The sequence below is a fragment of the Sphingopyxis sp. genome, assembly GCF_040216815.1.
Taxonomy (GTDB): domain Bacteria; phylum Pseudomonadota; class Alphaproteobacteria; order Sphingomonadales; family Sphingomonadaceae; genus Sphingopyxis.
This window is the reverse complement of record NZ_JAVJOJ010000001.1, coordinates 416,170-428,200: the sequence shown is the minus strand read 5'-3', so window position 1 is coordinate 428,200 and position 12,031 is coordinate 416,170. Positions and strand designations below refer to the sequence as shown.

The window sequence follows — 12,031 nt, the reverse complement described above, 5'->3', positions numbered from 1 at the left end:
TGCCTACCCCAGCATCGCGACGCTGCGCAGGATAAGGCGGATCAGTTCGGCCTGCCGGTTCACGCCGACCTTGGCGAATATACGCTTCGAATAGCTGCGCACGGTGCTTTCGGTCAGCCCGGATTCCCGCGCCGCCTCGGCCAACGTCAGGCCTTGGGTCAGCAGCGCCGCCAGATTCGCTTCCGAAGGGGACAGGTCGAACAGCGCGGCGATCAGCCGTTCAAGAGCGTTTCCGCCGTTCACTTCGGTCGCATAGACGACGACGGCCGGGCTGGGGTCGGTGGGTCGCGACCGGTCGCGCTTGACCGCGCGCACCAATATGCCCGCGCCGCTGTCGGCACAGCGGAACGCGCGGACATATTCGGCCGCCGCTTCCTCCATTCGCGCCGCAAGCGCTTCGCGGATCGCCTCGGCAAAGCGGGTCGAATCGCTGCGGCCGCGAAGCGACAGCTGGTTGCCGTGCAACGTGAATATGTCGGCCTGCTGGATCATCCGCCGCGCTGCGCCGTTCGCGCGGATGAGCGTGCCCTTTCCGTCGATGATGAATGTCCCGATCGTCAGGCGGTCGAGCGTGTCGGTGAGAACCTCAATCTCGCTTTCGTCGCGGTATATGCGCGAAAAAAGCGACAGCGATTGTTCGAAATGGGGACGCAGCCTTGCCAGGAAACGCTTGTGTGCGGCCCCGAAACGGACGCCGTCGATCGGTCCGGTCAGGCCGATGTTGCATTCCATGCCGCCCGGTTCCGTCACGAACATGCCGACGGCGCGTTCGATGCCATAGGGGTGAAAGACGGTGCGATAAAATTCATTGTCGACCAGATCGTCCGACGAGGCGACTTCTTCGAGCAGCATGATGTCGCCCGATCGGCGAAGCGCGTTGCGCAGCGGGTCTAGATGCCCCAGCGCGGCATGGCGGTCGTCGATGTCGCGCGCCTGCGCGGCCGTGATCGGCGGCGGGTTGCCCCAGATCACCATCGGCGCCAGCCCCCGGCGGCTCAGTTGCAGCGTGATCGCCGCATTGTTGCAACCGACATGGTCGATCAGCGCCTTCAAAAAGCCGCGCCACGGCATGTCCTCAAGCGGGCCGCCGTAGAGGCTCAGAAGCAATGCTTCGGGAAGTTCTATATCCTTCACGCGCCTCACTCGTCCCCGCCGCCTTCCCAAAAACGGGGACAGCATGGCGCGATTGCCAGCACTTCGCAATATGGCTCAATTTCTGTCATAAGTTACATCATTATCGCCAATCATGCGCCAAATGGTACATGATTGCGTAAAATTGTGTTAACTATAGTCCGCAAACTTGACTCGACGATCCATCTCATCCAGGAGGGAGTGGCGCGGGCTCCGACCTTATGTCGGGGGCAGGACAAAGGATGGTTTCCGATCATGGCACCAGTGAAGGCGGCGATCATCGGATCGGGCAATATCGGCACCGACCTGATGATGAAGATGATCAAATATCCTCAAAATATGGAACTGGCGGCGATGGTCGGTATCGATCCTGCGTCAGAAGGTCTTGCGATGGCGCGTGCCAACGGCATCGCCACCACACATGACGGGATCGAGGGATTGAAGCGCCTGCCCTGCTATTCCGCGATCGGTATCGTGTTCGATGCGACGTCGGCTTATGCCCACAAGGCGCATGATGCGACGCTGCGCGCCGACGGAATCCAGGTGGTCGACCTGACACCCGCAGCGATCGGCCCGTTCACCGTTCCTCCCGTCAATATGGAGGCGCATCTGGATCAACCCAACGTCAACATGGTGACATGCGGCGGGCAGGCGACGATCCCGATGGTCGCCGCGGTCAGCCAGGTCGCGACGGTGCATTATGCGGAAATCGTCGCGTCGGTGTCGTCGCGCTCGGCGGGTCCCGGCACACGCGCCAATATCGACGAATTTACCCGGACCACGGCGCGCGCGATCGAGGCGGTCGGCGGCGCCGCAAAAGGCAAGGCGATCATCATTCTGAACCCCGCCGAGCCGCCGATGATCATGCGCGATACGGTGTTCACCCTGTCCGAAGGCGCCGACGAAGAGACCATCCGCGCTTCGGTCGAGGCGATGGTGAAAAAGGTGCAGGCCTATGTGCCCGGCTATCGGCTGAAGCAGGAGGTGCAGTTCGAGCGCTTCGGCGACAATAATCCGATCACGATCCCCGGACTTGGCCGGTTCACCGGCATCAAGACGATGATATTTTTAGAGGTCGAGGGGGCGGGGGATTATCTGCCGCCCTATTCGGGCAATCTCGACATCATGACCGCGGCAGCGAAAGCAACCGGGGAGCTGCTGGCCGAGCGCATCCGCGAGGGAAAGAAAGTGACGGCATGACCGCCTCGAACGCCAATCGCTTCAACGTCGAGGCGGGCGACAAGCTCTATATCCAAGACGTCACGCTGCGCGACGGGATGCACGCGATCCGGCACATGTACGGCATCGACCATGTGCAGGCGATCGCGAGAGCGCTCGACGACGCGGGGGTCGACGCAATCGAGGTCGCGCACGGCGATGGCCTCAGTGGCGCGAGTTTCAACTATGGCTTCGGCGCCCATACCGATTGGGAATGGCTGGAGGCGGTTGCCTCAGTGCTGACGAAATCGGTGCTGACGACGCTGATCCTGCCCGGCGTGGGCACGGTCGAGGAACTGCGGCGCGCATACGACCTCGGCGTGCGTTCGGTCCGCGTCGCGACGCATTGTACCGAGGCCGATGTGTCGAAACAGCATATTGGCATCGCGCGCGACCTGGGGATGGACGTGTCGGGCTTTCTGATGATGAGCCATATGATCGACCCCGACGCGCTGGCGAGCCAGGCGCAATTGATGGAAAGCTATGGTGCGCAATGCGTCTATGTCACCGACAGCGGCGGCGCGCTCGACATGGACGGCGTTCGCGACCGGCTGCGCGCCTATGACCGGCTGTTGAAACCCGAAACGCAGCGCGGCATTCACGCGCACCACAACCTGTCGCTCGGTGTCGCCAATTCGATTGTCGCGGCGCAGGAAGGGGCGGTGCGCATCGACGCCTCGCTGACCGGCATGGGCGCGGGAGCCGGCAATGCGCCGCTGGAAGTATTTGTCGCGGCGGTCGACCGCAAGGGCTGGCATCATGGCTGCGATGTCAATGCTCTGATGGATGCGGCGGAGGATCTGGTCCGCCCGCTTCAGGACCGGCCGGTGCGCGTCGACCGCGAAACGCTCGCGCTCGGCTATGCCGGGGTCTATTCGAGCTTTCTTCGCCATGCCGAAAAGGCGGCCGAAACCTATGGGCTCGACACGCGGGCCATTCTGGTCGAACTCGGGCGGCGCAAGATGGTCGGAGGCCAGGAGGATATGATCGTCGATGTCGCGCTCGATCTGTTGAACGAAGGCCGATCAGCAGCATCGGTCTCTTCGAGCTGAGGTGGCTCTGCCCGACCAGAGAGTTTCCTGACGAAAAGCGCCAAATGGGAGCATCGCACCGCGCGCAGACGCCATATCCGGCTTGGCGGCGGCCTCCGGCGCGCTATGGTCGAGCAAGGGGAGAGGCATGGCGAAGCATGGCGACAAACGGGTAGCGCTCGTCACCGGTGGCACCCGCGGGCTTGGCCGTGCCACGGCGGAGCATCTGCTGGGCGAAGGATGGGATGTTGCCGTTTGTGGACGGCGCGAACCCGACGGGCCCATCGTGGCGGCGGACGGTGAAGCCTGGTTCAGCGCCGCCGATGTCCGAGATCCGGCGATGGCCGAAACGCTCGTCGCCGATGTCTTGGCGCGATTCGGCCGGCTCGACCTTCTCGTCAACAATGCCGGTGGGACCCCCTTTCAGCCGCTTGCCGATTCCTCGCCAAGATTGCTCGAACGCGTCGTGACACTCAATCTCCTTGCGCCGCTCTACCTCTGTCGTGCCGCCTTCCGGGCCTTGCGCGAAAGCGGAGGAAGCGTGGTCAACATCGCCAGCATTTCGGGCAAGCGGCCCTCGCCGGGCACCGCGGCGTACGGCGCGGCCAAGGCCGGGCTGATCAACGCGACGGAGAGTCTGGCGATGGAATGGGGTTCGACGGTCCGGATCAATACGATCGTCGTCGGACTGGTCGAAGATGTCGAGCAGGTCGATCATTATGGCGGCCCCGAGGGCGTCGCGCGAATCGGTGCGGCGCTTCCGATGGGACGGATGGTGCGGGGAAGCGATCTGGGGCCGGTGGTCGCATGGCTGGCGTCGGAGGCCGCGCGGTTCATCACCGGCACGCACATAACGGTTCACAGCGGCGGCGAAACGCCGCCCCATCTGCTGCTCGCCAAATCCTGACGTCGATGCCGGAGCGCCCCGAGCTTCGCCGCGCGGCGGTTTTCCGAGGCCAAGCTTCGGCTTTTCAACCCATCGGCCAAGGCGATCCCCGCGATCGACGCCTGCCAGTCGATCGCCCGCGCGACTGCAGAGCCCGGTCCTGCGGCAGAGCGAATATACTTAGTACTTGAAGTATTATTTTTTGCTGCTAATTCCGGCCGCGGGACTGGAGGATTGACGCCGACGGCATGCGCTGAGGATCGACACGATCCCGGGCCGATGGGAAAACCGGCCGAAGCCAGCAGCAACTTCTGTTCCGGAAACATGATGGGCCGGATGCGAGCACCGCATTTCCGACGCGATGGCGCGTGCGGAACGCGCCTTGGCGCGGCCCCTGTACGGGAGGACCAAATGAAGACCGCTTTGCTTCTGATTTCGACGGCCACCATCGCCCTGGCGGCGATGCCTGCGCAAGCGCAGACCGCCGATCCGGCCAATGACGCCTCCACGGCCGCCAGCGCCGAAGAGGTTTATGGCGAAATTCTCGTCACGGCGCAGCGCCGGTCCGAGAGTGTGCAGGACGTCCCGATCGCCATTTCGGCGTTCAACAGCGAAATGGTCGAAAGCAGCGGCAGCACCAACATCACCAGCCTGAATGGCCTGGCGCCGAACGTGGTCCTGCAGACCCAGGGTCTTGTCGCCAACGTCCCGATGATCTCGATCCGCGGCATGAGCACGGCCGACCCCGATCCGAACGCCGACCCCAAGGTCAGCACGATCATCGACGGCGTCTATATCCCCTTCGTATCGAGCACGATGCTCGACCTGTTCGATATCGAGCGCGTGGAGGTGCTGAAAGGTCCGCAGGGCGTGTTGTTCGGCAAGAATAATCTCGCCGGTACGCTCAACGTCATCACCGCGCGGCCGACCGCCGATTTCGGGGCGGAAGCGCGGCTGACGCTCGGTTCGTTCGGGCTCAAGCAGTTCCGGGGCAAGGTCAACAGCGGCCGTTTCGCCAATGACATGCTCGCCGCGAAGGTCGCGGTGAATTTCCGCGACTACGATGGCTACAGCCGCAACGTCGTCACCGGCAACCGCCTCAACGGCAGCAACGTCAAGTCGGTGCGCGGCGCGCTGGATTTTGATCCGGGCGGCGCCTTCGACACGGCGCTTGTCGTCGACTGGCTGAAGCAGAAGACGACCGGCCCGGCCCCGCACGTCCTCGACAACGGCGATCCCAATTGGGATCGCCTCCCCGACATCGTAAAGACCGACATCCGCAAGTCGGCGGTGCTTTTCGACCCGATTGCCAACACCGAAACCTATGGCGGCTCGCTGACGTCGAACCTCGATGTAGGCTGGGGCACGATCACCTCGGTGCTCGGCTATCGCAATCTGGACTATCTGACGCGCGGCGATTTCGACGGGCTGATCACCCCCGCGCCGCAACTCGACGTGACCCGCGACTTTTCGGGTGAATCGAAAAGCGGCGAACTGCGCTATGTTTCGCCGGCGGGCGAACCGGTCGATTTCGTCGTCGGCCTTTATTACCAGGCCGACAAATGGCGTCAGTTCAACACGGTGTTCGCGACGCCGACCACGACGACGCGTGCGCAGCTTCATCAGGACACCGAAAGCTATGCGATTTTTGCGCTCGTCAACGCGCATCCCGCCGACGGCCTGACGCTGTCGCTCGGCGGCCGCTACAGCCATGACCGCAAGAAATATGACATCGCGAACCAGGTCTTTGTGAACGGCAATCAGATCTCGTCCTTTGCGAGCAGCCTGAAGGCCTCGTGGGCCGAATTCACACCGCGTCTGACGGTCAATTACGAAGTCACCCCCGACGTGATGGTCTACGCCAACTATTCGCAGGGTTATAAGGCGGGCGGTTTCAACTCGCGCGGCACGATCCCGGAAAATATCGGCCCCTACAATCCCGAGCGCGTCAATGCGTTCGAGGTGGGCGCAAAGACCGATCTGTTCGACCGGTTGCTGCGTTTCAACGTGGCGGGTTTCGTCAACAACTACCGCGACCTGCAAAGCTCGGTGACGAAGATGGGCGCGGTGCGCGCCGAGAATATCACAACCAACGTCGCCGCGGCGAAAATCTATGGCTTCGAGGTCGAAAGCCTGTTGCGGCCGATGGACAATTTCACGATCGGCGCCAATATCGCCTATCTCCACGCGCGCTACACCGACTTCTGCGCCGACACCAACGGCGTCTTTACCAATGGGGCGCCCGAAGTCGGCCAGTGCGGCCCGGCGGTACCGATCCTGATCAACGGCGTGCCGAACGGCACCTTCGCGGTACCGACCGATTCGACCGGGCTCGACCTTGCCAATGCGCCGAAATGGAGCGGCAGCCTGTCGCTCGACTATGCGATCCCGACGGGTTTCGGAGAGGTAAAGCTGCACAGCGACGCACGCTATTCGGCTCGCTTCAACACCTGGGGCCGCAGCAATCTGCCCGGCTATTACCGCGACGAGGTCGTCCTGCTCAACGCGAGCATCGCGGTGGCGGGTCACGACGAACGCTGGAAGGTCACGCTCTATGGCAGCAACCTGACCGACCAGGAGGTGATTTCGGGCGCGACCAACGCGGGCGCGACCCCCATTTCGCAATTCTACCAGCCGCCGCGCGAGTTCGGCGTCGACTTTGCGATAAAATTCTGAATGACCGGTCCGCGGCGCGCCTTGCCGTGCCGCGGATCCGTTTCAAAGATGGAATCCGGGAGAGAGACATGGGCTGGGACGTGAATCGACGCATCTTCGTCGGCGGCATGGGCGCACTTGCAGCGGCGGGCCTTGCGCTGCCGACCTATGCGAAGAACGGCAAAAAACTCAACATTCTGATGATCGTGACCGATCAGGAACAGAGCGTCGCCAGCTATCCGAAGGGCCTCCTCGAAAAACTGCCTCATCACCGCGAGTTGATGGAACGCGGTATGCTCGTCGAAAACTATCATGTGCATACGACGCCGTGCACGCCGTCGCGCTCGACGATCTTTCAGGGGCATCACACGCAGCGGACGGGGTTGTTCCTCAACAGCGACAATGCCCCTCACCCGGTCGCGGCAGAGGATATGCCGACGCTCGGCCACATGATGCAGGCGGCGGGCTATTACACGAGCTACAAGGGCAAGTGGCACCTCAGCCGGATGAACCTGGAGCGCAATTGGAACCGCGTCCCCGGCGGCATCTATCCCAGCACCGAACGCGCGATGGAAAAATACGGCTTCCACGACTATGGCTTCGACGGCGAGGAACTGGGCCTGACCTGGGACGGCTACCGCGCCGACATGTATGTCGCGGGCGACGCCGCGCGCAGCATTTTCGACTTCGTCCGCCGCGACAAGGCGGGGGGTAAGCCCTGGTTCATGGTCGTCGGCCTCATCAATCCGCACGACATCATGTTCTATGATGCCACCGGCGAGCAGGCGAAGCACCGGATTCACCCCGATATTCTCGCCCCGCTGCGCCGCGAGCCCGGCGACCCGATCTACGAGGTCGACAACAAGTTCGATCTGCCGCAGAGCTTCTTCAAGGACGACCTCAGCACCAAGCCCGAGGCGCATCGGGCGATCGTTCGACTGAACGATCTTTTCTACGGCCCGATGCCGCACGAGGATCTCGAAAGCTGGCACCGCTTCAACAATTATTATTATAACTGCTTGCGCGACGTCGACCGGCGGCTCGGACAATTGCTCTGGGCGCTCAAGGAGAGCGGCCAGATCGACAATACGATCATCATGTACACGAGCGACCATGGCGAACGTGCCGGCGCGCACGGAATGCGCCAAAAAGCGGGCACAATGTATCGCGAGGAAACCAATATCCCGATGATCATCGCGCATCCCGACGTCGCCGGGGGCCGGACGACAAAGGGGTTGATGGGCGCGGTCGATATTGCCCCGACGCTGATGAGCCTTGCGGGCCTGTCCGCGGCCGACGCCGCGTCGCATTTTCCGGGGCTGCCCGGTGTCGACGTTTCTTCGCTTCTCGCCGCGCCCGCGGCGCCGACCGAGCGCGATCGTCGCGGTCATTTCTTCAACTATGCCGTCGCGCATATGTGGGAACCCCTTTCGGCCAAAACGCGCGGTCCGCGTCCGCCGGGCGAGGCGATCCCCGACTACAGCAAGATCTACGACCTATCGAAACGACGCCTGCATCGCGGCGTTCACGACGGGCGCTGGAAATTTGCGCGCTATTTTGCGCCGGCGCATCATCACACCCCGCGCGACTGGAAAACGCTCGACGCGCGCAACGACCTTGAACTGTATGACACACATGCCGATCCCGACGAACTCGTCAATCTGGCGAACGACCCCAGGCATCGCAAGACCGTGATGCGCCTGAATGCGATGGTGAACGCGCTGTCGGACCGCGAAATCGGCGCGGGTCTCGACGACGGGCGCGAATATCCGGGCCCGACGGAGATGTACAACCGCCCCGGATGACCGATCGCCGGACGCGGCCGCCGATGCCGTTCCGCGCCTCGTCAGCCCTCGGAACGGTTCCGGTGTTCCCGGCGCATCATCCGAACAGGCGTTCGGGGCGCAGGTGGTGCGGCCGAACGCCCTGTTCGGCGAGCCGGTCGGGCCAGTGAAGGTCGAACAGCAGCGCTTCCGCTGCCAGCGCCATCGCGGGCGATGTCTGAAGACCGTAGCCGCCCTGCCCCGCGAGCCAGAAGAACCCCGGTGCGTCGGGCGCAAAGCCCGCGGTCGGCACCTTGTCGGCGACAAAGCTGCGCAGGCCCGCCCATTTGAGCGCAATGCGGTCGACGGTCAGCGTCGTCGCCTGCTCGACCCGCCAGGCGGCGAGTGCCATGTCATAATCGTCGGGCTGCGCATCGCACGCGGGCGACGGCGTGACATCCATCGGCGATGCCAGCAGCCGGCCGGCATCGGGCAGCATATAGAAGCCGTCGTCGGCGACGGTCTTGAGGAATGGCCAATCGGTGATGGCGAGCCCCGGCGGCGGATCGAAGCCGATGATCGTCCGGCGGAGCGCGGTCAACCCCAGCGGGCGAACGCCCGCCATCGCCGCCAGTTCGTCTGCCCAGGCGCCCGCCGCGTTGACCACGACCGGGGCGGCATAGCTTTCGCCTGCAGTGTCGACGATCCAGCCCGACCCGTCGTGCGCAATGCCCGTCACGCCGGCATTGAAACATATCTCTCCTCCCGCGGCGCGCAGCAGGCGGGCATTGGTCTGGAGGAGAAGGTCGGCGTCAAGCTTGCGGCCGCCGGTATCGAGCAGCCCCTCCACCGCGCCTTCCTCTCCGACCTTCAGGGGCGGCACGATCGCCAGCATGTCGGCGGGGCCGATCGCCGATATATCGTCGGAAAAGCGCCGCATTTCGGTTTCCAGCGCCCTCAGCTGATCCATCGTTTCGGTGGTCGCGAAAAACATCGCCGATTTGGGCTGCGACAGGGGCGGCGCGTCGGGGTCATCCGGCGGGTCGGTGAAAAAGGAGCGGCTGGCCGCGGTGAGACCGCGGACAATGGTGTCGCCGATCCCGAAGTGATAGAAAGTCGCGCTGCGACCCGACGCGTGGTAGCCAAGCGCCGCTTCGCGTTCCAGCAACAGCGTCTGGGCGCGGGGCGCGAAGCGCGCGGCCGCCGACACACCGGCGATGCCGCCGCCGATCACCAAAATGTCTGCGCGCTTCATCGGGTGCCCCCTTTGACCGGCGCCGGGCGTCGCGGCTTCGCCGTACGGCGACCCTTCGCGAGCGCCGCCGTCAGGGCCGGTCGCCGGATGCGGGCTCGTCCTCCAGCCCCTGATATTTCAGCTGGAGATAGCGTTCGCGCGTCGCGAGTTTGTCGAGTTCGCCCGCGGCAAGGCTGCGGGCGGCATTGCCGATTTCGCTTTCGAGCATCTTGAGCCCGCCGACCAGCGTGTCGTCGGGCGTGCGCCCGGCGTGCGCTTCGCTGCGGAGGCCCGCGGGGATGCGCTGATAGCCCGCGACGAGTTCGGGCAGATCCTCACCCACCAGTTTGCGGATATTGGCGGCGGCCGGCGTTGCGGGATCGAGCGTCTGGAGCTGCGGCGCGAGCAGGTCGAGCTGGACGCCGATGCCGTCGACCAGCTGGCGCGCGGGGGCGGGAAGCGCGGGGCGCTGCGCTTCCAGCCAGATTTCGGTGCGTCCCGCGAGCTGTTTGAGGTCGGTCCTGGGCAGATCGGCCTGGCGCGGCTCGGGGAAGGGCGGCCATTTGCCGAAAAGCACCGCAACGCCGATCAGCAGGACAAACAGCGCAAGCAACCCCGTGAAGCCGAGCGGCTGGATCAGTGCGCCGAAGACCGCCGCGCCAAGCAGCAGCACGCCGCCCGCGATCAGCATCCGGCCCAGCTTCTTGTAAAGATGCTGGCGGCGCAGCGCGACGCTCTTCGTGCCGATCGGCCGCCGCCGCTCGCGCGATCGTTCGATCGCCGATTCGGCGGACAGGCGGATCTTGTCGACTTCGCTCATGCTCATCGCGCGGCTCAGCCCTCGATCGCGGCGAGCGGGCTGTCGGCGCCGCCGACGCTCGCCTGCGCCTGCGCGGCACCCTCGGCGCGCGCGATATAGCCCTTCGACTTGGCGACCTCGCCCTCCAGCGTCGTCACCGTGGTCTTCATGCTGTCGAGCGCCTTCAGCTTGAAGGTATCGATCGCGTCCATCGTGTCATAGATATTCTGAAAGGCGCGCTGGAGCGTTTCCATCGGGATCGTGCTCGACGCCGCCTGTTCGTGGATGCGCGCGGTGTTGTCCTTCAGCATTTTCGACGTGCCGTCGATGATGTTGGCGGTCGTCGTGTTGAGCGCGGTGATCTGTTCGAGCACCAGCTTCTGGTTGGTCATCGCCTGCGCGACGGTGATCGCGGTCTTGAGCGCGCCCACCGTTGTCGTGCTCGCGCGGTCGACGCCCTTTACCAGCTCGACATTATTCTTTTTGACGAGGTCGAGCGCGAGATAGCCCTGCACCGTCACCGCCATCTGCGTCAGCAGGTCCTGCGACCGCTGGCGGGCATAGAAGAGCGCATTTTCGCGCAGCACCTTCGCCTTGGCGGGGTCGATGCCGTCGAGTTCGTTCGCCTTGGCTTCAAGTTTTTCGTCGAGCGTCTGGGCGATGTGGATCATCTGTTCCAGCTTGCCCATCGATTCCCACATTTTCCGGCGCTCGACGTCGATCGCCGCATTGTCCATCAAGAGCTCGTCCTTGCCGTTGGCAAGCGCGGTCAGGATGCCACCGATATGCGTCTGTGCGCTCCGGTACTGGGCGAAATAATTGCTCACCTTGCCGCCGAATATCTTGTCGAGGAACCCGCGCTTCGACAGCAGCTTGCCGTTCGCTGACGGGTCGAGCCGTTCGACGGTGTTGCGAAGCTCGATCAAATTCTGTCCGATGTCGGTGTCGCGGTCCATCGCGCGGATCGGGCGGTCGAGAAAGCGGTTCGAATGGCTCGCCGCCTCCAGCATTTCCTTGCGGCCCATATTGGTGATCTGGTCGACCTTTTGCCCGAAGGCGGGCGAATTGACGTCCTGTGCGACCAGCTCTTCGATAAAGCCGTCGACCCGCTCGCCGAGCTTCGATTTCTGCTCGGTCGACAGCGGCACCAGGCCAGCGGCTTTTTCGGGGGACACCGACGGCACCGGATCGGGCGCGGTCAGCTTCAGCTCGTCGGTTCCGGTCGCCGTCGCGGTCGCTTCGCTCATTCGTCTTCCTTCCAGGCCCCAAGAGAGATTTGCGGGCCGCTTCCTATATGGCATGCGGACCTGTGTT

The 12,031-nt window shown here is 63.9% G+C and carries 9 protein-coding genes; 5 read left to right on the top strand and 4 right to left on the bottom strand.

Going from position 1 to position 12,031, the window contains the following annotated elements; translation table 11 throughout:
- Positions 1 to 3 precede the first annotated feature (3 nt).
- The gene (locus RIA72_RS02085; protein WP_350030696.1) at positions 4 to 1,134 is read right to left on the bottom strand and encodes a helix-turn-helix transcriptional regulator; all 1,131 of its coding nucleotides are present in this window, start codon (positions 1,132 to 1,134) and stop codon (positions 4 to 6) included.
- Between the two features lie 252 nt (positions 1,135 to 1,386).
- On the opposite strand from RIA72_RS02085, the gene RIA72_RS02080 reads away from it, so the two are divergent.
- From RIA72_RS02080 to RIA72_RS02060, 5 genes are all read left to right on the top strand, one after another.
- A complete protein-coding gene (locus RIA72_RS02080; protein ID WP_350030695.1) occupies positions 1,387 to 2,331 on the top strand; it encodes an acetaldehyde dehydrogenase (acetylating) in 945 nt (314 codons plus the stop codon).
- Positions 2,328 to 3,401, top strand: coding sequence for a 4-hydroxy-2-oxovalerate aldolase (dmpG, locus tag RIA72_RS02075; RefSeq protein WP_350030694.1), 1,074 nt, complete (start codon positions 2,328 to 2,330; stop codon positions 3,399 to 3,401). Before RIA72_RS02080 ends, dmpG begins: the two co-directional genes overlap by 4 nt.
- 127 nt (positions 3,402 to 3,528) lie before the next feature.
- Complete coding sequence (locus tag RIA72_RS02070) at positions 3,529 to 4,287, top strand: SDR family oxidoreductase (protein WP_350030693.1); 759 nt, start codon at positions 3,529 to 3,531, stop codon at positions 4,285 to 4,287.
- Between the two features lie 390 nt (positions 4,288 to 4,677).
- Entirely contained in the window at positions 4,678 to 6,942 is a 2,265-nt protein-coding gene (locus RIA72_RS02065; protein ID WP_350030692.1) for a TonB-dependent receptor, read from the top strand.
- Positions 6,943 to 7,010: 68 nt separating this feature from the next.
- Positions 7,011 to 8,726 (top strand): sulfatase family protein, encoded by a 1,716-nt coding sequence (locus tag RIA72_RS02060; protein WP_350030691.1) that lies wholly within the window; start codon positions 7,011 to 7,013, stop codon positions 8,724 to 8,726.
- A gap of 76 nt (positions 8,727 to 8,802) precedes the next feature.
- On the opposite strand, the gene RIA72_RS02055 is transcribed toward RIA72_RS02060, so the two are convergent.
- The 3 genes from RIA72_RS02055 to RIA72_RS02045 form a co-directional block, all read right to left on the bottom strand.
- On the bottom strand, positions 8,803 to 9,939 hold the full coding sequence (locus RIA72_RS02055; protein ID WP_350030690.1) for an NAD(P)/FAD-dependent oxidoreductase: 1,137 nt from the start codon (positions 9,937 to 9,939) through the stop codon (positions 8,803 to 8,805).
- 70 nt (positions 9,940 to 10,009) lie between these two features.
- Positions 10,010 to 10,744: a hypothetical protein gene (locus RIA72_RS02050; protein ID WP_350030689.1), complete on the bottom strand. Its 735-nt coding sequence runs from the start codon at positions 10,742 to 10,744 to the stop codon at positions 10,010 to 10,012.
- An 8-nt stretch (positions 10,745 to 10,752) separates the two neighbouring features.
- Complete coding sequence (locus tag RIA72_RS02045; RefSeq protein ID WP_350030688.1) at positions 10,753 to 11,964, bottom strand: toxic anion resistance protein; 1,212 nt, start codon at positions 11,962 to 11,964, stop codon at positions 10,753 to 10,755.
- Positions 11,965 to 12,031: the final 67 nt, after the last annotated feature.

Coding starts and splice junctions, on each gene's coding strand:
- RIA72_RS02080 (WP_350030695.1), top strand. CDS start 1,387: ATGGCACCAGTGAAGGCGGCGATCATCGGATCGGGCAATATCGGCACC.
- dmpG (WP_350030694.1), top strand. CDS start 2,328: ATGACCGCCTCGAACGCCAATCGCTTCAACGTCGAGGCGGGCGACAAG.
- RIA72_RS02070 (WP_350030693.1), top strand. CDS start 3,529: ATGGCGAAGCATGGCGACAAACGGGTAGCGCTCGTCACCGGTGGCACC.
- RIA72_RS02065 (WP_350030692.1), top strand. CDS start 4,678: ATGAAGACCGCTTTGCTTCTGATTTCGACGGCCACCATCGCCCTGGCG.
- RIA72_RS02060 (WP_350030691.1), top strand. CDS start 7,011: ATGGGCTGGGACGTGAATCGACGCATCTTCGTCGGCGGCATGGGCGCA.
- RIA72_RS02055 (WP_350030690.1), bottom strand. CDS start 9,939: ATGAAGCGCGCAGACATTTTGGTGATCGGCGGCGGCATCGCCGGTGTG.
- RIA72_RS02050 (WP_350030689.1), bottom strand. CDS start 10,744: ATGAGCATGAGCGAAGTCGACAAGATCCGCCTGTCCGCCGAATCGGCG.
- RIA72_RS02045 (WP_350030688.1), bottom strand. CDS start 11,964: ATGAGCGAAGCGACCGCGACGGCGACCGGAACCGACGAGCTGAAGCTG.